Below are 21,268 nucleotides of genomic sequence, written 5' to 3' on the forward strand. Positions count from 1 at the left end.
AGAAGACAGATCGGCTCCGTCCCCCTATTCGATGCGGAAGACGAACTCCTGCGTCGCCAGCACCTCCGCGTCGCCCGTGGTCTGGCATTCGTAGCGCATCACCGCCGCACGCACGGCCGAGTGGTACACGCGCGGCCCCGACAGGAAGCGCACTTCCTGCACATGGCCGCCCTTGATGCGCACCTCGGCCTTGACCACGCCGCCGATGCCTTCGTCCATCGCCTTGCGCGGCATCTCGGGCTTGACCTGCCGCGGGCAGGCCACCGCGATGTCGGTGGTGGTCGCCTTCGGCGGGGCCGGCGGCGCGGGGGGCGCCGGCGGAGCGGCCGGCGGCGGCGGCACGGGCTCGGTGTTCTGCACGGCGGTGATCGCAGGCGCCGAGGTGACGGGCGGTGTCACGGCCGGCGGCGGCACGTAGGCCGGGCGCGGCGGCGGCGGGGCCTTGGGCGTTTCCTGGCGCACGATCTTCTTCGGCGGCGGGGGCGGCGGTGGCGGGGGGGGCGGCGGCTTGATCTCGCTGATGATGGTCGCGTCCATCGGCTTCTTGATCAGCTCGACCGTCTGGCGCGCCAGCCCCGACACGAGCGCATAGCCCACGCCGACGTGGAACAGCACCATCACGGCGATGCCCACGGGGCCGAAGCGCGATTTCGGGTTGAAGTCCTTGCGGGAGCGCTTCATGGGATGAACTGCTCCGCGCCCACGATGCCCAGCTTGCTCACGCCCGTGCGCTGCGCCGAGGCCATCACGCCGGCCACCACCTCGTACTTGGCGCGGCGGTCGGGGCGCAGGTGCACCTCGGGCTGCACCGCCTGCGCGGCGACCTGCTCGAAGCGCCGTTCCATCTCGCTGCGGTCGGCCAGCGGTTCGCCGTTCCACTGCACGACGCTGAGCGCGTCGATGTCGATGCGCAGCACCTCGGGCTTGAGGTCGCTGGGCGGCGGGTTGCCCGTGGGCATGTTCAGGTTCACCGAATGCAGCTGGATCGGGATGGTGATGATCAGCATGATCAGCAGCACCAGCATCACGTCGATGAGCGGCGTGGTGTTGATGTCCATCATCGGCTCGTCGGAAGGCGTGCTGCTGCGCCGCCCCTGCTTCTGTTTTCTTGGCATGGCTTGCTTGTCTCGCTGTCTGCTCGTCTCAGTTGCGCGCGGGCGGCTCGGTGATGAAGCCCACCTTGGCGATCCCGGCCGCCTGGCAGGCGTAGATGATCCGGCCCACCGGCTCGTAGTCGGAATGCCAGTCGCCGCGGATGTGCACCTCGGGCTGCGGGTTCAGGGCCGCCACCTTGGTGAGCCGCGCCACCAGCGCGGGCGTGTCACGCACCGGCGTGTCGTACCAGTAGGTGCGGCCGGCGGCGTCCACCGAGATCACGACGGTCTCGGGCTTGCTCTCGCGCACCTCGTTGCGCTCCTTCGGCACCGCGACGGGCACCGAGTAATTGACCACCGGGATGGTGATGAGGAAGATGATCAGCAGCACCAGCATCACGTCGACCAGCGGCGTGGTGTTGATGGCCGCGATGGCCTGTTCCTCGTCTCCCCCGGAGGCCGGGATGTTCATCGCCATGGCGCAGTCCGCTTGCGTGCGTGCGCGCGCGTCAGGCCGCGGCGCTGCCGGCCAGGATCACGGAATGCAGCTCGCCGCTGAACTCGCGCACGTCGTCCATCACGGTGATGTTGCGGCGCAGGAGCCAGTTGTAGCCCAGCACGGCGGGCACGGCCACGGCCAGGCCGATGGCGGTCATGATGAGCGCCTCGCCCACCGGGCCCGCCACCTTGTCGATCGATGCCTGCCCCGCCACGCCGATGGCGGTGAGCGCGTGGTAGATGCCCCAGACGGTGCCGAACAGGCCGACGAAGGGCGCGGTGGAACCCACGGTGGCCAGCAGCGACATGCCGTTGCCCAGGCGCCGCTGCACGCGCTCGGTGGCGCGGTGGATGCACAGGTCGACGAAGTCGGCGAAGTCGACCTTGCCGCGCAGGCCGTCGTGCTTCTGCGTGGCCTGCATGCCGGCGTCGGCGATGAAGCGGAACGGGCTGCCCTCGGCCAGCCGCGCGGTGCCGGCCTGCACGGTGCCCGCGTTCCAGAACTCGTTGTCGACCGCGCGCGCCTGGCGGCCCATGCGCATCTGCTCGAGCAGCTTGGTGACGATCACGTACCAGCTGCCCATCGACATGATCGCCAGGATGGCGAGCACGGCCTTGGCCACGGCATCGCTCTGCGACCAGAGCGCGCCCACGCCGTAGGGGTTGTCGACCTTGGCGGTGGCCGCCGGCGCGGCAACCGGGGCGGCAGGCTTTTCGGGCACCGCCACGGGCGCCGGCGCGGCGGCAGCAGCACTGGCCGCGGCCTGCGGTGCGGCCGGCGTCTGGGCGCCCGCGAGTTGCGGCGCGCTGCCCAGGCCGAGGGCCAGAACAAAGGGCGCGGCCACGGCCGCCAGCCGTGCAAGGAATGTCTTCGTCATCGTTGTCTTCTCCAGAAAAATTGATTGGATTCAGGCACCGGCCTGCCAGCCGTGCGCCTTGTCCCAGACCGCCTGCACGCCGCTGCCCGCGCCGTCCACCACGTGGTAGCGGTCGTAGGGCGCGGCCGTCATGCAGGCGTGGTGCGGCAGCACGCGCACGCGGGCGCCCAGGGGCAGCGCGCGGAACATGGCCTGTGCGTCGTCATCGCCTTCGCAGGCGATCAGCCCGTGCTCCTGGTGCAGCTCGGCCACGCACAGCCCGGGCAGCGGCACCGTGCCGTCGGCCCGGCACACCAGCCCGAAGCCCAGGCCGGCGCGGAACTCGGCCGCCGACTGGTCCTTCGACAGCGCGAGCGCGCCGGCGTCGATCAGCACGCGGCGCGAGCGCGGGTTGTGGCCGATCACGGTGGCCAACACCGACAGCGCGATCTCGTCCACGCCGCAGATGCCGCGCGCCGCCTGGTCCAGATCGAAGAAGGTGTAGACGCCGGGGCGCATCTCGGTGACGCCCTCGAGCGACTGCGCGCACACGGCCGTGGGCGTGGAGCCCACGCTCACCACCTCGACCGGGATGCCGACCGCGCGCAGCCGCTCGGCCGCATGCACGGCGCCGGCGCGCTCGGCCTCGGCGATGGCGCGGATCGCCGTGCCGCCCTGCACGTGGTAGCTGTGGCCCGCATGCGTGAGCACGCCGGCCAGCGCCAGCGATTCGCTGCGCTGCACCTCGCGCGCGAGCGACAGCAGGCCGTCGTCGCGCGGACCGACGCCGCCGCGGCCGCCACCCGTGTCGATCTCCAGCAGCACACGGAAGCTCGCGCCCAACGCCCGCGCGCGGGCGCCGGCCGCCTGCACGGCCTCGACCGAATCGGCCAACAGCGTCACGCGCGCGCCGTGCGTGCGCTGGATGTCGTGCAGCGCCTCGATCTTGTTCGCGTCGATGCCCACGGCATAGGTCAGGTCGGTGAAGCCGTGGCGCGCGAAGTAGGCGGCCTCGGCCACGGTCGACACCGTGAGCCCGCCGGCCTGCCCGCGCGTGGCGCGGCGCGCCACTTCCGCCGACTTGGCCGTCTTCAGGTGCGGGCGCAGCGCCACGCCGTGGCGCGCCGCGCGCTGCGCCATCGCTTCGCAGTTGCGTTCGAGCACGCCGACGTCGAGCAGCAGCGCGGGCGTGGTGAGTTCGGCCAGGGGCGTCATCGGCCGGTTCCGGACGCGATCTGCGCCATCACGCCGTCGATTTCCTCGGCCACGCGCTGCACCAGCGGCGGCAGCAGCACCAGCGTCATGTGCGCGGCGCCTTCGATGCACGCCAGGCGGCGTTGCGTCGACAGCGCCGCATGCGCCTCCTGGAACTCGGGCCAGCGCTGCTGCACCGCGGCAATGGCCGGGTCGGCGCCGGCCGGCAGCGGTTGCTGCTGCGCCCACAGCACGGCCAGCGGACGCGAGCCGAAGTCGGGCGAGGCCGCGGCCTGGCGCGCGACGTGCGGCAGGCCGCGCACCTCGGCCACCATGGTGTCGAGCGCTTCGGGCGTGTAGGTCGCCTTCATCTGGCGCAGCACCTGCGGCATGTCGGCGAACAGGGCCTCGATGGGCGCCTGCTCCGGCGGCGGCGTGCCGCCAGCCTGGAAGTCCGCGCGCTTGACGCGCTCGGCCGCGAACTGCGATTCGGGCGGGTGCTCGTACATCGCGAACTGGTCGGGATGGCTGGCGTCGAGCATCACCACGCCGGCCACCTGCTGCGGGTACAGCGCGGTGTAGACGCGGTTCAGCAGGCCGCCGAGCGAATGGCCGACGAGCACGATCGGGCCCGTCACGCCGGCGGCTTCGAGCAGCGCGTGCAGGCGGTGCGCGGTGCGCTCGCCGTCGAAGGGCACGTCGTCGGCTTCGCTCCAGCCCATGCCGGCGCGGTCGTAGCTGATCACCGGGTGCTTGGCCGCCAGCGCCTGCTGCAGGCGCGCGTAGGTCGGCGAGGCACAGCCGCCGCCGGCTTCGATCACGAGCGTGGGCTGCGCGGCGCTGGCGGGCACGGGGCCGCTGCGCTGCAGGTGCATCGCGCGGCCGTCGATGGTGTAGAGCTCGCCGGGCGCGGCCATGTGGTGCGGGCGACCGGGTTGTTCCACGCGCGGCCAGTAGTCCAGGTCGCGCACGCGGTACGGCAGGTTGGCGAAGTCGGTGCTCAGCGAGGCCGGTGTCGACACGTACAGCACCGACTTGGCGAGGGGCCCGAACTCCGCATGGAAGTGCTGCGCCGACTTCACGATGACCAGCTTCTTGGCCGTGAGGTCGATGCCCAGGCCCGTGAAGAGGTCGGCGCCGATGACCTGGTTGCGCTTGCTGATGAGCACGATGTCCACGCCGTCGGCCGCCTGCACCCACACGCACGGGCCCATGGGCGTGCGCACGCCCGACAGGCCGCCCTGCGAATGCGCCTCCACCACGTTCATCACGGTCACGTGCAGGTCGATCGGGTCGCCCGAGGCCGGGCCGCACTTGCCGCCCAGGCGCAGCTCGAAGCTCGCGCCCACGCCCGCGTCGCGGCACAGCTGCACCGCGCCCAGGTCCCACACGCCGCCGAAGGCCACGTCGCCGATGCCGCGCTCGACCACGGCGCGCAGCATGAAGGTGCTGTCGCTGGTGGCGCCGCCGCCGGGGTTGTCGGCGGTGTCGGCGATGACGACGGGGCCGCCCTGCACGGCCATGGCTTTGGCCAGCGTCTCCTCGATCGAGAGCGAGGGCACGCCGGTCTCGTGGCGCAGGTCCCAGAAGCCGCGGCCGAGTTCTTCGGCCAGCTTCGCGGCGAGCGCGGGGTCGTTGTCCGTCACCACCCACAGCTTGGCGCCCGACTCGGGCACGTCGGCCCAGGGGAAGCCGTGACCCAGCGACACCGAGAGCACGCCCGGCAGCTTTTCGGCGTCCTGCATGCGGCGCACGAAACCGGCCATCGGTTCGCGCGTGGTGTGCCACTTGCCGACCATGCGGCAGTCGTGCACGGCCGTCACGGGCTTCACGCGGCCCTGCGCGGTGTCGACCACGATGCGGATCAGCTCGGTCAGCCGCTCGAACGCATCGGTGTGCGGATATTCCTTGTAGCAAATGATGGCGTCGGCCGTGTTCAGCATCTTCTGCGTGAAGTGGCAGTGCAGGTCGAGCGACACGCCGATAGGCACGTTCGGGCCGACGATCTCGCGCACGCGCGAGATCACGTCGCCTTCGCAGTCGTCGTAGCCGTCGGCCACCATCGCGCCGTGCAGCACGAGGATCACGCCGTCGACCGGGCCGGCCTTGCGCAGGTCGTCCAGGATCTCGTCGCGCAGGCGCTCGTACACGCTGCGCACGGTGCGCCCCAGCGGTTGCGCGAAGGCCAGCAGGCTCTCGACCGTTTCATGGCCTTCGGCGGCCAGCTGCCGACGCACTTCCACCGCGTACAGGCCGTAGCCAGTGGCGTCGCGCGTGCTGGCGTCGCCGCGGAAGATGCCGTATTCCTCGTAGCTGCCCAGGCCGGTGGGGGCCGAGACGAAGGTGTTGGTTTCGGTGGCGAACAGGGTGGTGAAGAACTTCATGCGCGGGGCTCCTGGCGGGCAAGGTGGATGTTTCGCGAGCGCGTCGTGGCAAACAGCAGTCCCACGACCCGGCCGCCCTTGCGCTCCACGTTGAGAACCGATTTGCCCAGCTGGGCCAGCACCGGGTCAACCGAGGCGAGCGTGGCCACATCGGCCGACAGCGGCGTCAGCACGCACGCGTGCTGGCCGTGGCGGCCCTGCACCGTGAGCTGCAACCGGCCGTCCACCAACACCATCCGCGCGGTGGCGTCGAGGTCGGGGCTGATGTAGTCGCCGCACAGTTCGTCGGCGAGCGAGGCGGCATCGGGCGCGGTCTCGGGCAGGCGCTCGAAGCGGCGCGGCTGGCCGCCTTCGTGCAGCACGAAGGCATCGGGTGCGCGTTGCGGGTCGATGTCGGCGGTGTCGATCACGAGGTCGTTCGTCGGCAGGTCCTGCAGGCCCAGCCACAGCTTGCCGTCGCCCTGGTTCAGGGGCCTGGCCTCGCCGGCCTGCCACGACAGCGCCAGCTTGCCGGCCACGTCCGCAAAGCCCAGCAAGCCGCCGGTGGAGGGTGCGTGGTAGCGCTGGCCGGGCAGCGCGGGGAAGGCGCTGGCCAGCGGGCGCACCTCGGGCGGCGCAAGCGCGTCGCCCAGCAGCAGCTCGATCACCTTGAGGGCCAACGCCGACGGCGACACAGGCGCGCCGTTCACCATGGCGATGATGTCCAGCCCGTGGCTGGGCACGCTGATCATCTGCGACTGCGCGCCGAGCACGGCGCCCGCGTGGTGGACGATCTCGACGCCGCGGTACGGGTGGCGCGCGAGGCCGAAGCCGTAGTTCACCTGGGAGCCCGACGACAGCGTGGTCGGCGCCGACATCAGGGCCCAGCTCTTCGCGCTGCCCACGATCTTCTCGCTGCCGTGCATGTGCGCGAGCCAGCGCAGCATGTCGTCCGCCGTCGACACCAGCGAGCCGCCGCCGTCGAGTTCGCACGGGTACAGGCCGCGGCGCCAGCCGCCGCCGGGCGCGGGCATGTACAGGCCGGCCATGCCGGGAACCACGTCCAGGTCGGTCACCACCGACGAGGTGTCGGCCATGCCCAGCGGGTCGAACAGGCGCGCCTTCAGGAAGTCGTTGAAGCTCTTGCCGCTCACGCGCTCGACGATCTTGGCCAGCAGGAAGTAGCCGCCGTTGCTGTAGACCATGTGCGTGCCGGGCTCGAAGTTCAGCTCGCTCTGGCGCGCCATGGCCGGCAGGCCCGGGCCGGGCAGCGTGAACGTGAGGCCGTGCGCGATGGCCCACAGCTCGTCGTGGCCGCGCCAGCCGCTGGTGTGCGTGAGCAGGTGGCGCAGCGTGGGGCCGTTGGCGCTCAGTTGCGGCAGCTCGGGCAGGTATTTCTGCACGGGGTCTTCCACGTCGAGCAGGCCGTCTTCGGCCAGCAGCAGCACGGCCATGGCCGTGAAGTGCTTGCTGGTGGAGGCGATGCGCATGCGCGTGGTCGGCTTGAGCGCCACGCCCATCTCCAGGCTGGCCATGCCGACGGCGCGGCGGTACAGCAGGCGGCCATGCTGCGCGATGGCCAGCACCAGGCCGGGCGCGTCGCTGCGGTTCAGGGGCGCCACCAGCGCGTCGATGGCGGCCAGTGCGGAAGCGGTGTCAGGAAGAGAGGCTGAAGGGTGTGGTTGTGACATGGAGGAACAACGAACGATGAAAGGGGGGAGCGGAATCTCGACGCGGCAGGCTCAGTTCGGTTTCGCTTCGCGCATCAGGCGAACGAACGGGCCTTCTGCGGCGCGCAGCACCATGGCGCCCAGGCTGCCGCCGACCAGCGTGGTCACGACGATGGACACCGCCAGCCCGTTGGGCATCGACTTGAGGGCGTCCGACAACATGCCGACCACCAGCGGACCCACCACGCCGAAGGGCAGGCTGGCCAGCGTGAGCATGGCGATGGTGCGGGCGCGCAGGTGCGGCGGCGCCGCGTCCTGCAGCACGTTGGGCAGCAGCACGGCGCTGCCGATGAGCGGTACCACCAGCAGGCCCAGCAGCGCGAAGTTGTGGTTGGCCGAGCTCGTGAACAGCAACAGCGTCGACATCAGCGCCGCCGAAAGATTGCCCAGCATGATCAGCCGCAGCGCCGCCGCCGGCCCCATGCGCGGCTGCACGTAGCGCATCGACAGCACGCCCAGCAGGCCGCCGGCCACCGTGCCGCACAGGAAGGCCAGGCCCATGCCCTGCCCCATCTGCACCGGCGTGACGCCGTAGGTGCGCGCCGTGAGGATCGGCAGCCAGGTGCCCAGCGAGCTCAGGCCCACGCTGGTCAGGCCCACGCCGACCACCAGGCCCGCGAAGGTGCGCCAGTGCTGGCGCAGGTGCTGGCGCAGGGTCGTGGCGCCCTGTGCGTCGGCGGCCGGCGCCCCCGGCTTGGCCTTGGCTTCCTGTGCGCCGCCGCGTGGCGTGCGCCGGATCGACAGCACCAGCAGCGTCACCGGAATGCCGGCGCTGGCCAGCACGAAGAAGGTCAGGCGCCAGGCTTCGAGCTGCTGCATCGCGACGGGCAGCCAGGGCCGCAGGTCGTCGGTGAGGTGCACGATGGTGCCGCCCAGCAGCGCGCCCAGCGCACTGCCGAAGATGGCCGACAGCGCGAACACCGCATTCGCCAGCACCCGCTGCGCCCGCGGGAACAGGTCGGGGATCATGCTGTTGGTGATGGGCGTGAGGCCCGCCTCGCCCACGCCCAGGCCGACGGAGGCGACGAACAGCACGCCGTAGTCCATGGCGGTGCCGCGCATGGCGGTGGCGGCGCTCCACAGCACCACGCAGGCCGCGAGCACCACGCGCCGGTCGTAGCGGTCGCTGAGCCAGCCCAGCGGCAAGGTGGCGATGCCGGTGAACAGCACGATGCCCGCGCCCTGCAGCAGCCCGAGCTGCGTGTCGGACAGCGACAGCGTCTGGCGGATCGGCTCCGTCAGCAGCGTGAGGATGACCTTGTCGATCGAGCCCAGCACCGTCGCGATGATGAGCACCGCCAGCGCATACCAGGCGCTGGTGGGCGCCTTGCGGGTCGTTTCCAGGGCCGCAGGGGCGGCCGCATCCAGCGGCATCGGTGCCGCGAACGGTGGGAGGCCCGACATGTCAGAACGGAACGTTGACGTTCACGCCGATGGTGCGCGCGGGCACGAGCGCCGCGGTCACCAGGTTCGGGTTCGCGTTGAGTCCGGTTTCGATCGACACGATGCCGCGCTTGTTCGTCAGGTTGCGCACGTAGGCCGAGACGCTGAAGCGCTTGAAGTCGATGCCCGCCTGCAGGTCGACCAGCGTGTAGGCCGGCATGTTGATGCTCGGAATGGCCGTGCTGCCGCGGTAGCCCGCATCGCGCTTGCCGGTGTAGCGCGCGCTGATGCCGACGTAGGCCGGGTGGTCGGCGAGGCTGAAGTTGCGCGTCACGCCCAGCGTGGCGGCAAAGCGCGGCGTGTGCGGCAGGCGCGCGCCGGCCTTGGCGCCCAGGCCCTTGGCATCCTCGGTCAGGCGCGCATCGACGGCCGCGGCGTTGGCGGTGAAGCGCCATTCCTTGCTGGGCTTCCAGTTGAGCGTGACTTCGCTGCCCTTGATGCGGGCCGCGCCCGCGTTGGTGACGAACACGAAGGCGCCGCTGCGCGTGGGCTGCTGCACGCCGGTCCACTCGATGTCGTACAGCGCCGCCTCCAGCGACAGCGTGCGGTCCAGCAGGTCGGCCTTGTAGCCCAGCTCGTAGCTCCACAGCGAGTCGGAGTTGTACATCGGCTGCACCACGTTGCGGTCGGTGTCGGCCTTGAGCACGTTGGGACCGCCGGGGCGGTAGCCGCTGGCCGCGCGGAAGTACATGGTGCTCGTGTCCGACAGCGTGTACTTGGCCGCAGCCAGGTAGGTGGTCGGGCTTTCCGACGAGGTGCCGGTGGCACTGGCGGCGACCGACCCGACGAGCTGGCCGGTCTGGCGGCTGGCGTACTTCTGGTTGTTGCGCGCCAGGCGCACGCCGCCGGTGAGCGAGAACTTGGGCGTCACGTTCCAGGTGACGTCGCCGTAGGCCGCCTCCTCGCGGTAGCGCGAGGACTGCGTCGAGGTCAGCAGGCCGAGGCTGCGGCCCCCGATCAGGTTGGCGTCCATGACGCCGTTGTTGCTGCCGCGTTCGCGGTTCAGGTACAGGCCCGCGAGCCACTCGATGGTGGTGCCCGAGCGCGAGGTCAGGCGGAACTCCTGGCTGACGCGGTGCTGCTCCACGGCGCTGTTCACCGGCACCGAGGCCACCGGCACGCGCAGCGCGCTCAGCAGCGGCCCGTAGCGGCCGGTGACGTCGACGGTGTTGTTGATCTTCACGTCCTGCGCGGAGGTGATCGAGTTCAGGCGGGCCCAGCCGAAGTCGTATTCCACGTCCAGCCCGAACAGCTGCGTGAGGTTGCTGTACGACTCGTTGGCCGACAGCTGGCGCGTGCGCTCCCGCGTCCAGGGGCGCAGCGTGCGCTGGTCCATGTCCTCGAAGCCCAGGCCCTTGCGATGCACGTCCTGCACGGTGCCCGTGAGGCGCACCGTGAGTTCGCGCGTGGGCGTGAGCAGCAGCGAGACCCGGCCGCCGTCGGTGTGGCCGCGGTCGATGTTGCGCCCGCGCGCCAGGCCCGTGGCGTCGTAGCTGCCGCCGAACTGGTCGGTGAAGGCGGCGAAGCGCACGGCCGCCACGTCTTCCTTGAGCGGCACGTTGAGCACCGCGCCGGTCGTGAAGCCCGGACCGCCGCCCTGCGTCCACGAGGTGCCCAGCTTCACCGAGCCCGCGAACTCCATGGTGTCGGGCTGGTTGGTCACGTACTTGAGCACGCCGCTCATGGCGCCCGCGCCGTACAGCGTGCCCTGCGGGCCGCGCAGCACCTCGATGTGGCTGAGGTCGAGCATGCCCATGTCCAGCGGCGTGTTGCCGCCGCTCGCGCCGGCCGAGCTCATGCCGGTGGCCACGTCGTCCACGTACACGCCCACGGTCGCGATGCCCTGCACCGGGCCGGTGGTCAGCCCGCGCATGGTGAGCGTGCCGCCGACGCTGCCGCTGCTAGTGAGGTTCACGCCCGGCTGCTCGGCCACGTAGTCGGCGAGGTTCTTGGCGCCCGCGCGTTCCAGCGCCTGCGCCTTCATCACGTTGACCTGCATCGGGATCTCGCGCACCGGCTCGCGGCGGCGCGTGGCGGTGATGGTGACGCTGTCGAGCGACTGCGGCGCCTCGTCGGCCTGCGGCTTCGCAGCGGCGGCCGTGTAGATCACGATGGCGCCGTCGTCACCGCGGCGCGTCTGCAGCGGCGTGCCTTCGAGCAGCCGCGCCAGCGCGTCCTGCGGCGACAGCGCACCCTTCACGCCGCGCGTGGCCACGCCCTTCACGTCGTCGACCTTGTAGAGCAGCTGCACGCCGCCCTGCGCGATGTAGGCGTCGAGCGCGGTCTTGAGATCGCCGCCGCTCACGTCGAAGCCCTGCGGCGGGGCCTGCGTCTGCGCGTGCGCGGCCATGCCGCTGGCCAGCGCCCACGCGCCGCCGATGACCCAGGGGCGCAGTGCGCCGTACGTTCGCTTCTTCTGGGGCGGCAGGCCGGTGCGGGGCGCGGTGCGATTCATTGTGTGTGTCTCCAGCGTGGTTATTTGTTTGGGTACCCACTGAGACGAATGCCCCGTCACATTCCGGTAATTTACGGATTCGAAATTCTGATTTCGTTGCCGCTCTCATGCGCGGCGAGGCCGAAGCCCTGCTTGAGAAGCCCCACGAAGCCGCTCATGTTGTTTGCATCGAAGCTGCCGCCGATGCGCACCTGCGCGATGACCGGGTCGGCGATCACGAGCTTGCGCAGGTTGTAGCGGTTGAACTGCGCGGCCGCGTCGCCCAGCGTGGTCTGGTCGAACACGAGCTTGCCTTCGCGCCAGCTGAGTTCGTCGTCGACCTGCTTGGGCGCCTTCGACATCACGAGCACGTTATCGGCATGCGTGACCGCGGCCTGGTTGCGCGTGAGCACGGTGGGCTCGGCGCTTCGGGCATCGGGCTTGGCCGCGGCGATCTGCACGCGCCCTTCCTCCACCGTCACGTTCACCTGCTCGCCCTGGCGCCGTACGAGAAAGCGCGTGCCCAGCACGGTGATGCGGCGGTCGCCGGCGATCACGACGAAGGGATGGTTCTTGTCGTGCGCGATGTCGAAGTAGGCCTCGCCCGCATCGAGCCACACCTTGCGCCCGCTGTCGTTCACGGCCGTGCGCACCTGCGTGGCGGTGTTCAGCGTGAGCTTCGAGCCGTCGGACAACGCGACCGACTGGCGCGCACCCACGGCCGTGGCGTAGTGCTGGCCGCGTTCTTCCTGCGTGTACTGCCAGCCGAGCCAGGCGGTGCCCGCGGCGGCCACGAGCACGCCGGCGGCGATGCGTTGCAGCGAGAAGCGCGACAGGCGTTGAGCGGGCCGTGCGGCCTGCGGTGCGGGTGCCGGCGCCGGCGTGGGCAGGGGAATGGGAACCGCCGGCGTGCGCAGCGCGCCCAGCCGGTCGCCGCGCTCCCACGCGCTGGACAGCCGCAGCCAGGCCACGCGGTGGGCGATGGAGGCGGCGATCCAGGCGTCCAACTGCTGCTGGTCGGTGTCGGTCCAGTCGCCGCTGTCGCGGCGGGCCAGCCAGTCGGCGGCCAACGATTCAATGCGCTGCGCTGCGCTCATGGTGAGAGCCTCCGCTCGTTCTGCGCTCGCCCGAAGGCCTTGGTGTCCAGTTGCACGCCGCCCGACAGCAGGGCGTCGGCCAGCGCGCGCACGCCGCGCGAGACCTGCCGCTCGACCGTGTCCTCGGTGATGCCCAGCTGCGTGGCGACCTCGCGCTGCGAGAGCCCGTCGATCTTGCGCATCTCGACCACGCGGCGGCACTTGGAGGGCAGCGCGTCGAGCGCCGTCTGCAGCAGCCGCAGCTCGCCGCGGCCGGCGGCGTGGCGTTCGGGCGTGAGCTCGTCGGCCGAGAAATCGAGCGCGTCGAGGTCGGCAATGATCTCGATGGAAACGATCTGCGCGCGCCGGGCGCGGTCGATCAGCAGGTTGCGCGCGGTGGCAAAAACGAAGGGCTTGACCTGGTCGGGCATGGATCTGGAGGCGGACTCGTAAATGCGCACGTAGACGTCCTGCCGCAGGTCGGGCACTTCGGCGTCGTCGCGCCAGTTGCGGCGAAGGAAGCGCGTGAGCGCGGCTTCCATCGGCAGCACCTCGCTGACGAACCAGGCATCCAAGTCACTGAGAACCACGAAGCGCTCCTGGAAATTGAAGGGCCGACACACAAAGCGGCAGGTCGCCGGGATTGGCGACAGACAGTGAGACGAACGGCCCGAAGATTTCCGGTAACGCGCGAAGGCCCGCCGGCGAAATTTCCTTGAATTCCCATGCCCGGCGGCGGACCCGGAAATTCTAGAAGGCCGGGCCCGAGGGCTTTTCCCCCTTGCCCCGTTACCGGAAAGTGCGCTCGAACTCGTCTCACCGGGGGCAGAAGAAAAACCAATTCGCGGAAAACAGACCGACATGATTCGAATCCGGAGGCAGCCCCCCACCTTCCTTGCCCTCTTGCTCACCCGCCCCCGCCTTGCCCTCGTGGCCGCCGCCGGCCTGCTGGCGACGGGGCTGGCCTGCGCCCACGCGCGGGAGTTCGACGTGAAGGGCGGCGAGCTGCGGCCCGCGCTCGACGCCTACATCGCGCAGTCGGGCGTGCAGCTCATCTACAAGATGGAAGACGTCAAGGACCTCTCGACCCGGGGCATCAGGGGAAAGATCGCCGCCGACGCGGCGCTGGAACGCCTGCTCGACGGCACGCGCCTGCGCGTGCGGCGCGGGCAGGACGGCGCGATGGTGCTCATCGCGCCGGCGCGCTCGCCCGCGGCCGCCCGATCGGAGCCGCCGCCGCGCGTCGAGTAATACGATTGGTTTCCCTCGCGCACCTGCGCAACACTCCGCCCCCCGGGAACCCCGCGAGATGCACCGCAATGGCGCGCATTTCTCGCACTTTCTGACACACTAGCTGCGCAACGCGCGAAGGGTGTGTGCCGTGCCCCCCTGGCCGGCCCGGCCGGTGGTCCCCGCCGCTTCGCTGCACCGCCTGCACGACGCCCATGAAACTCTTCGCGACCGCGAAACGCCGCATCAGCCTGAACACGCGCCTCAGCGTCGGCGTTGCGGCCGTCGTGCTTGCCACCACCTTCATCATCGCCACGGTGGCGCTGCACCTGGTCAAGAGCCGCATGCAGGCCTCGATCGCCAACGAGGAGTTCGCGCGGCTGTCGGCCATCGCGAGCGCGGTGGAGCAGAAGTTCGCCAGCCGGCGCATCCTGCTGAAGACGATCGCCGAGAGCGTGGGCTCGCACGGCATCACGAACGCCGCGCCGCTGCAGGCTTTTCTGGAAAAGCACCAGTCCCTGCGGGCGGCGTTCGACAACGTCGCCTTCCTGGACACGGACGGCGAGCTGGTCGCCAACCTGAACGGCGCGCGACAGATCGGCAAGGTGAACGTGAAGGACCGCGCGTACTTCAAGGACACGGTCGCCGCGCGCACGGGCGTGATCTCCGAGCCTTACCGCAACCGGCTCAACGGCCTGGCGCAGGTCGCCATCACCGAGCCGGTGCTCGATGCGGCCGGCCGGGTGCTGTTCGTGATCTCGGGCTCCATCAACCTGAAGGACCGCAACATCCTGGGCGAGCTGGCCGACGTGCGCTTCGGCCAGACGGGCTACGTGTTCATCACCACCGCGGACGGCATCGTGATCGACCACCCGCTGGCCGACCGCGTGCTCAAGCAGGCCAACATGGCCATGGCCGACGACGCGCCCGACCTGGACCGCGCGATCGGCGGCTTCGAAGGCACCATCGAAGGCGTGAACCATGCGGGCGTGCCCGGCCTGTACGCCTTCAAGCGCATCCGCCAGGCCGACTGGATCATGGGCTCGATGTACCCGCGCCACGAGGCCTTTGCCCGCATCGAAGCCATCGAGCGCACCGCGTGGATCGGCGCCATCGTGCTGGCGCTGCTGGCCGGCGCGCTGGCGCTGGCCGTGGTGCGCCAGCAGCTGCGCCCGCTCACCGGGCTGCACCGCCACATGCTCGACGCCCACGCGGCGCCCGCGCAGGCGGCCGTGGCGCGCACCTACCCGGACGACGAGATCGGCGACCTCTCGCGCACCTTCGACCGGCTCATGCAGCAGCACCAGGCCAGCGAGAAGTTCCTGCGCGACATCACCGACAACCTGCCGGCCATGATCTCGCACGCCGACGCGCAGGGCCGCTACACCTTCGTGAATGCGCGGCTGTGCGAGGAGCTGGGCTACAGCGCCGAGGAGCTGGTGGGCCAGCCCGTGCAGAGCATGAGCGGCCTGCACGACGACCCGACGCTCGAGCACAACCTGCGGCGCGTGCTGGCCGGCGAGGCCGTGTCCTTCGAGCGGCGCGGCGCCGCGCACCGCGACGAGGAAGAGCACTTCTTCCAGACCGACTTCATCCCCGAGCTCGACGCGCAGGGGCGGGTGTGCGGCTACTACGCGATGACCTTCGACATCACGCAGCGCAAGCACATCGAGCTCGAGCTGGCGCACAGCGAGGCGCAGATCCGCACCATCGCCGACAACATTCCCGCGCTGGTCTCGCACGTCGACGCCGCGCTGTACTACACCTTCGTCAATGCCAAGGTGCGCACGCTGCACCACGGCCAGCCGCTGGTCGGCCAGTGGATGCCGGCCGTGCGGGGCGCGGCCGATTTCGCGGTGGTGCGGCCCCACATGGAGCGCGCGCTGGCGGGCGAGACGGTGATCGTCGAGAAGGCCGGCGACGCGGCGCTGGGCATCGGCGATCGCACCTTCAAGGCCCACTACATCCCCGACCAGGACGCCGAGGGCATGGTGCACGGCGTGTTCGCGATGACCTTCGACATCACCGACGAAGTGAACATCCGCCGCGCCCTCACGCAGCAGGAAAAGCGCCTGCGCGACGTGACCGACAACATCCCCGCGCTGGTGGCCTACTTCGACCGCGACGAGAACTGCCTGTACGGCAACAGCCGCGCGCGGCGCATGGCGGGCCTGGACGAGCGCGCGCCGCTGGACGGCGTGACGCTGCGCTCGGCCGTGGGCGAGGCGGTGTACGTGCAGCACACGCCCCACCTGCCCACGGTGCTCGCCGGCAGGGCGACGCAGTACCCGGTGCAGGTGCCGATCGATGACCGGGAGGCGCACTTCCAGGTGAACCTGATTCCCGACAAGGACCTGGCGGGCCACACGGCGGGCTTCTACCTCATGACCTTCAACGTCACGGCGCTGAAGGAGGCAGAGCGCAAGCTCATCGAGCTGGCGCGCATGGACGTGCTGACCGGCCTGCCGAACCGCCTGGCCTTCAACGAGCAGCTGCCCGCGGCGATGTCGCGCGTGCGCCGCGCCGAAGGCGGCATGGCGCTGATGTTCCTGGACATCGACCACTTCAAGGCCATCAACGACACGCTCGGCCATTCCACCGGCGACGGCGTGCTGGCCGAGTACGCGCGCCGCCTGCGCGCCAGCGTGCGCGAGACCGACACCGTGGTGCGCCTGGCCGGCGACGAGTTCGTGATCGTGATGGAGAACGTGCACTCGCAGGACGCCGTGGCGGGCGTGGCGCACAAGATCGTCACGCAGATCGCGGCGCCGGCGTTCCCCGTGGAAGGCCGGCGGCTGGACGTCACGACCAGCATCGGCATCGTGTTCGTCGAGACGGTCGACGCCACCGTCGGTGCCGGCGAACTGCTCGCACGGGCGGACACGGCGCTCTACGCGGCCAAGTCGCAGGGCCGCAACCGTTTCGCGTTTTACCGTTAGCGTCGGCACACCCGCCGCGCCCCTCACCACCATCAGGAGACCCATCCATGGCAGCCACCGAAGTCGTCATGCCCGAACAGCTCGTGCAGGAGCTCGACCTGCAAAGCCGCATGCCGATCGCGCGCATCGGCCAGGCGCTGATGTCGCTGGGCATGGTCACGCAGGCGCAACTCGACGCGGCGCTCCAGCAGCAGCAGCGCGAGCCCACGGTGCCGCTGGGCGAGACGCTGGTGCGCATGGGCGTCGTGAGCCGCGGCCAGCTGCAGACCGCGCTGGTGCGCAAGATGGGCTACCCGCTGGTGAACCTGCATATGTTCCCGGCCGCGGCCGACGCGCTGCGCAAGGTGGGCCACGAGGCCGCGCGGCGCCTGCAGGTGATGCCGCTCATGCTGCACGGCGGGCGCCTGGTGCTGGCGCTCGACGACCCGGTCAACCGGCACGCGGTGATCGACGAGGTGGAGTTCATCGCGCAGATGAAGGTGCTCCCCGTGCTGGGCCAGTGCCTGGACCTGGACGGCGTGCTGCACAAGGCCTACGAGAAGGTCGGCCAGGTGGCGGCCGAGCGCCCGGTGGTCGACATGAACGACCCGATGCGTCCGCTCGAGTTCGACATGACGGGCACCAGCACGCTGCTGAAGACGCTCGAGAAGGAAGAATCGGCCGCCGCGCCCGCCGCCGGCGAGCCGCCCGTGGAGCAGTCGGACAACTCGCTGGTGCGCATGATCAACAGCATGATCCTCGAAGCGCACCGCGAGGGCGCCTCCGACATCCACATCGAGAGCGACCCGGGGCAGGAAAAGACGCGCATCCGCTTTCGCCGTGACGGCCGGCTCTACACCTACCTGGAGCTGCCGCCCAGCTACCGCAACGCGGTGGTGGCGCGCGTGAAGATCATGTGCGACCTGGACATCAGCGAAAAGCGCAAGCCGCAGGACGGCAAGATCAACTTCTCGAAGTACTCGCCGCAGCACCGCATCGAGCTGCGCGTGGCCACCATCCCGACCAACAACGGCCTGGAAGACGTGGTGATGCGCATCCTGGCCTCGGCCAAGCCCATCGCGCTCGATGCGCTGGGCTTGTCCGAGCGCAACCTGGCGCAGTTTTCGCAGGCGGTCGACCGGCCCTACGGCATAGTGCTGTGCGTGGGCCCGACGGGCTCGGGCAAGACCACCACGCTGCACTCCGCGCTCATGCGCATCAACACGCCCGAGCGCAAGATCTGGACCGCCGAAGACCCGATCGAGATCACGCAGCCGGGCCTGCGCCAGGTGCAGGTCAACCCGCGCATCGACTGGACCTTTGCCAAGGCGCTGCGCGCCTTCGTTCGCGCCGACCCCGACGTGATCATGGTCGGCGAGATCCGCGACGCCGAGACCGCCAGGACCGCCATCGAGGCCTCGCTCACCGGCCACCTCGTGCTGTCGACGCTGCACACCAACAGCGCGCCCGAAACCGTGACGCGCCTGCTCGACATGGGCATGGACCCGTTCAACTTCGCCGACTCGCTGCTGGCGGTGCTGGCGCAGCGGCTGGTGCGCTGCCTGTGCCCGCAGTGCGTGCAAAGCCGCCCCGCGACCAGCGAGGCGGTCGAGGAGCTGCTGGCCGACTACATGCATGCCTTCGGCGCGCAGGACACGCCGGCCGCGCGCGACGCCGTGCGCGCCGAGTGGGTGCAGCGCCACGGGCGCGACGGCCAGCTGCAGACCTACACCAGCACCGGCTGCAAGCACTGCAACGACACCGGCTTCCGGGGCCGCGTGGGCATCCACGAACTGATGGTGATGTCGAGGGAGCTGCGCCGGCTGGTGCAGGGCGGCGCGCGCGCCGAGGAACTGCAGGACGCCGCGATGCGCGAGGGCATGCGCACGCTGCGTCAGGACGGCATCGAGAAGGTGCTGGCCGGCCGGACCACGCTCGAGGAAGTGCGCGCGACCAGCAACGTCTGACCCACAAGGTCCGAGGTCAGGGCAGGTTCAGGCGGCGGCGTCCCATGCCACCGCCGGCAGCGTGGCGATGGCCGGCCGCGCGAACAGGTAGCCCTGGAACAGCTCCACGCCGATCTCGCGCAAGGCGCGCACCTCTTCGGGCGCCTCCACGCCTTCGGCGATCACGCGGATGCGCAGCTCGTCGCAGGTGGCGACGAAGCCCCGCACGATGGTCAGCCGCACCGGGTCGGCATGGATGCCGCGGATCAGGCTCAGGTCGATCTTCACCACGTCGGGCTGGAACGCGGCCAGCAGCTCGAAGCCCGCGTAGGCGGCGCCGAAATCGTCGATGGCCGAGGTGAAGCCGTGGCGCTTGAAGGCGCGGAAGGTGTCGGCCAGGCCGTGCAGGTCGCGCACGCGCTCGCCCTCGGTGATCTCGAACATCAGCTGGCGCACGGGGAACTTGCAGCGCTTGGCGGCGGCCATGGCGGTGCGGAAGCACTCGGCCTGCCCCGCGACGTCGTTGGGCATGACGTTGAGGCTCAGGCGGGACTTCATGCCCAGGCGCGAGGCGATCTCGATGGCCTTGACGCGGCAGGCTTCGTGGAAGGCGAAGCGGTCGACCGGATCGACGCGTCCCAGCACCTCGGCAGCGCCTTCGCCCGACAGGCCGCGCACCAGCGCCTCGTGCGCATAGATCTCGTGCCGGCCCAGGTCCACGATGGGCTGGAACGCCATGGTGAACCCCGAGGCGAGGCCAGCAGGCGCGGCATCAGCATGTATTTCGGCGATCACGTTGGATGGACCTCGCGGGCAAGGTTGCAATGGCGTTGGATGGCGACTCCCAAGAGCGTAAATGTAAACGGTTCTATACACCGCACGCACCACCCCCCTCAGACAAGAGGTCGCGCCCCATGAAGACATCCGACCTAGGCCCGGCCCATGCTGTAGACCGAAATCACTCATGAGCCCTCCCGGCCTCGGAAAAATCTGTAGCAAGCTGTCGACGACAGGGCTGCGTCCTATGTCCCATCGGGGAGAGATTGGTTAGAAAGGGGGCGCCCACTACTGGAAACGGTGGGTGGGTTTTCACTGTCGTTCCTGGGTTTCCAGTCACCGATGAAAGGTCCCGTCCGATGCGCCACCAGCCTCGCTCCCTCCTTCGCACACTGGCCCGTACCGTGCTGCCCGTCGGTGCCTTGTTGACATTGCTGCCCGCGCAGGCGGTCACGACGACCACGACCTTCCAGGTCACGGCCACGGTGCTCAAGGCCTGCCTGATGACCACGCCGGCCACGCTGGCGTTCGGGCCGTACGACCCGGCGTCAGCCACCGCGCTGGCCGGCACCACCAGCCTCAACGTGACCTGCACCTTCGGCACGCCCTACTCGCTCGGCCTGAGCGCGGGCGGCGGCTCGGGCGCGACGATCACGAACCGCCTGATGACCAGCCCCACGGCGGCCGCCGGCAACAACACGCTGGGCTACGGCCTCTTCAAGGACAGCGCGCACCAGACCAACTGGGACAACAGCGTCGCCGGCACCGGCTACGTCGGCAACGGGACGCCCCAGACGCAGACGATCTACGGCCTGATTCCCACGGGGCAGTACACCGCGGCGCCGGCCATCGACTACACGGACACGATCACGGTCTCGCTGACCTATTGAGGGCGCCGTTGACCGCCTTCACCGCAGGCCGCCACGGCATGCGTCGCGCCCTGCTGCCAGTCGCATGGGGGGCCGGCCTGCTGCTGTCCGCCCTCGCTCCCGCTCCCGCCGCGGCCACCAGCCTCAGCGTGGCGCCGCTGCGCATCGTGCTCACGCCGCAGCGCCCGGTCGCCTCGCTCACCATGGGCAACGCCGAAGACACCGAGGTCGCCGTGCAGGCCGAGGTGGTGGCGTGGTCGCAGCAGGACGGGCGCGATGCCTACGAACCCACGCGCGACGTGCTGGTCAACCCGGCCATCTTCCGCCTGCCGCCGGGCGGGCGGCAGATCGTTCGCCTCGGGCTGCAGGTGCCGGCCGACGCCGGCGAGCGCAGCTACCGCGTCTTCCTGCGCCAGCTGCCGCGCGACCAGGCCCTGCCGGCGGACGGCACCGAGGGCGCGAAGGTGCAGACGCTGCTGCGCATCGGCGTGCCGATCTTCGTGCCGCCGCTGCAGCTGCGCCGCGCGCTGCAATGGTCGCTGCAGCCTTCGGGGCGTGCCACCGGCACGGCAGGCACCGCCTGGCGGCTGGTGTTCGACAACCAGGGCAGCGAGCACATCCAGGTCACGCAGCTCGTGGTGCGCCGCGAGGACGGCACCGAGCTGCTGCGCAAGAGCCTGTCGCAGTACGCGCTGGCCGGGCAGTCGGCCGGCATCGACATCGAACTGCCCGCCCTGCCGCCCGACACCCGGCTGCAGGTCGAGGCCGCCACCGATGCCCCCGAGGCGTCGTCCAGCGCCACCGTGCGCGTGCCCCGTGCGCCCGCCACGCCACGCTAG

The 21,268-nt window shown here is 70.4% G+C and carries 17 protein-coding genes; 5 read left to right on the plus strand and 12 right to left on the minus strand.

All coding sequences use genetic code 11. From position 1 onward, the window contains the following. Positions 1–24: 24 nt before the first annotated feature. The 11 genes from AC1RAA_RS16675 to AC1RAA_RS16725 all read right to left on the minus strand — a co-directional run bounded on the left by AC1RAA_RS16675 (position 25) and on the right by AC1RAA_RS16725 (position 13,279). Positions 25–681, minus strand: a complete 657-nt coding sequence (locus AC1RAA_RS16675; RefSeq protein WP_307694949.1) for an energy transducer TonB — start codon at positions 679–681, stop codon at positions 25–27. Further along, positions 678–1,115: an ExbD/TolR family protein gene (locus AC1RAA_RS16680; RefSeq protein ID WP_307587139.1), complete on the minus strand. Its 438-nt coding sequence runs from the start codon at positions 1,113–1,115 to the stop codon at positions 678–680. Before AC1RAA_RS16680 ends, AC1RAA_RS16675 begins: the two co-directional genes overlap by 4 nt. 28 nt (positions 1,116–1,143) lie before the next feature. Next, positions 1,144–1,572, minus strand: coding sequence for an ExbD/TolR family protein (locus AC1RAA_RS16685; RefSeq protein ID WP_095948763.1), 429 nt, complete (start codon positions 1,570–1,572; stop codon positions 1,144–1,146). Positions 1,573–1,603: 31 nt separating this feature from the next. Further along, positions 1,604–2,470 carry a MotA/TolQ/ExbB proton channel family protein gene (locus AC1RAA_RS16690; RefSeq protein ID WP_492731184.1) on the minus strand — a complete coding sequence of 289 codons (867 nt, stop codon included), beginning with the start codon at positions 2,468–2,470 and terminating at the stop codon, positions 1,604–1,606. Between the two features lie 30 nt (positions 2,471–2,500). Beyond that, positions 2,501–3,664 (minus strand): alanine racemase, encoded by a 1,164-nt coding sequence (locus AC1RAA_RS16695; protein ID WP_139702539.1) that lies wholly within the window; start codon positions 3,662–3,664, stop codon positions 2,501–2,503. After that, positions 3,661–6,027, minus strand: a complete 2,367-nt coding sequence (locus tag AC1RAA_RS16700; RefSeq protein WP_492731182.1) for an alpha/beta fold hydrolase — start codon at positions 6,025–6,027, stop codon at positions 3,661–3,663. The genes AC1RAA_RS16695 and AC1RAA_RS16700 overlap by 4 nt, the downstream gene beginning before the upstream one ends. Beyond that, positions 6,024–7,697 (minus strand): serine hydrolase domain-containing protein, encoded by a 1,674-nt coding sequence (locus tag AC1RAA_RS16705; RefSeq protein WP_492731180.1) that lies wholly within the window; start codon positions 7,695–7,697, stop codon positions 6,024–6,026. The genes AC1RAA_RS16700 and AC1RAA_RS16705 overlap by 4 nt, the downstream gene beginning before the upstream one ends. A 51-nt stretch (positions 7,698–7,748) precedes the next feature. Then, positions 7,749–9,140, minus strand: coding sequence for an MFS transporter (locus AC1RAA_RS16710; RefSeq protein WP_492731178.1), 1,392 nt, complete (start codon positions 9,138–9,140; stop codon positions 7,749–7,751). Between the two features lies 1 nt (position 9,141). Beyond that, positions 9,142–11,634: a TonB-dependent receptor gene (locus AC1RAA_RS16715; RefSeq protein ID WP_492731177.1), complete on the minus strand. Its 2,493-nt coding sequence runs from the start codon at positions 11,632–11,634 to the stop codon at positions 9,142–9,144. A 71-nt stretch (positions 11,635–11,705) separates the two neighbouring features. Continuing rightward, positions 11,706–12,710 carry a FecR family protein gene (locus AC1RAA_RS16720; RefSeq protein WP_492731175.1) on the minus strand — a complete coding sequence of 335 codons (1,005 nt, stop codon included), beginning with the start codon at positions 12,708–12,710 and terminating at the stop codon, positions 11,706–11,708. After that, complete coding sequence (locus tag AC1RAA_RS16725; protein ID WP_223301388.1) at positions 12,707–13,279, minus strand: RNA polymerase sigma factor; 573 nt, start codon at positions 13,277–13,279, stop codon at positions 12,707–12,709. The genes AC1RAA_RS16720 and AC1RAA_RS16725 overlap by 4 nt, the downstream gene beginning before the upstream one ends. A 313-nt stretch (positions 13,280–13,592) precedes the next feature. Here AC1RAA_RS16725 and AC1RAA_RS16730 point away from each other — a divergent pair, with 313 nt between their 5' ends. The 3 genes from AC1RAA_RS16730 (at position 13,593) to AC1RAA_RS16740 (ending at position 18,804) form a co-directional block, all read left to right on the plus strand. Beyond that, positions 13,593–13,940 (plus strand): STN domain-containing protein, encoded by a 348-nt coding sequence (locus AC1RAA_RS16730; RefSeq protein WP_062477274.1) that lies wholly within the window; start codon positions 13,593–13,595, stop codon positions 13,938–13,940. A 194-nt stretch (positions 13,941–14,134) separates the two neighbouring features. Beyond that, positions 14,135–16,858 carry a sensor domain-containing diguanylate cyclase gene (locus AC1RAA_RS16735; protein ID WP_492731173.1) on the plus strand — a complete coding sequence of 908 codons (2,724 nt, stop codon included), beginning with the start codon at positions 14,135–14,137 and terminating at the stop codon, positions 16,856–16,858. A 47-nt stretch (positions 16,859–16,905) separates the two neighbouring features. Then, positions 16,906–18,804: a GspE/PulE family protein gene (locus AC1RAA_RS16740; protein ID WP_492731172.1), complete on the plus strand. Its 1,899-nt coding sequence runs from the start codon at positions 16,906–16,908 to the stop codon at positions 18,802–18,804. A gap of 27 nt (positions 18,805–18,831) precedes the next feature. Here the strand turns inward: AC1RAA_RS16740 and AC1RAA_RS16745 are convergent, their stop codons facing one another. Next, positions 18,832–19,521, minus strand: coding sequence for an EAL domain-containing protein (locus AC1RAA_RS16745; protein WP_062477265.1), 690 nt, complete (start codon positions 19,519–19,521; stop codon positions 18,832–18,834). A 398-nt stretch (positions 19,522–19,919) separates the two neighbouring features. Between AC1RAA_RS16745 and AC1RAA_RS16750 the strand changes: the two genes are divergently transcribed. Both AC1RAA_RS16750 and AC1RAA_RS16755 read left to right on the plus strand, forming a co-directional pair. After that, positions 19,920–20,450 (plus strand): Csu type fimbrial protein, encoded by a 531-nt coding sequence (locus AC1RAA_RS16750; RefSeq protein ID WP_070062075.1) that lies wholly within the window; start codon positions 19,920–19,922, stop codon positions 20,448–20,450. Positions 20,451–20,458: 8 nt separating this feature from the next. Continuing rightward, positions 20,459–21,268, plus strand: coding sequence for a fimbrial biogenesis chaperone (locus tag AC1RAA_RS16755; protein WP_492731170.1), 810 nt, complete (start codon positions 20,459–20,461; stop codon positions 21,266–21,268).

Source organism: Variovorax sp. GW823-FHT04F07 (assembly GCF_058795995.1).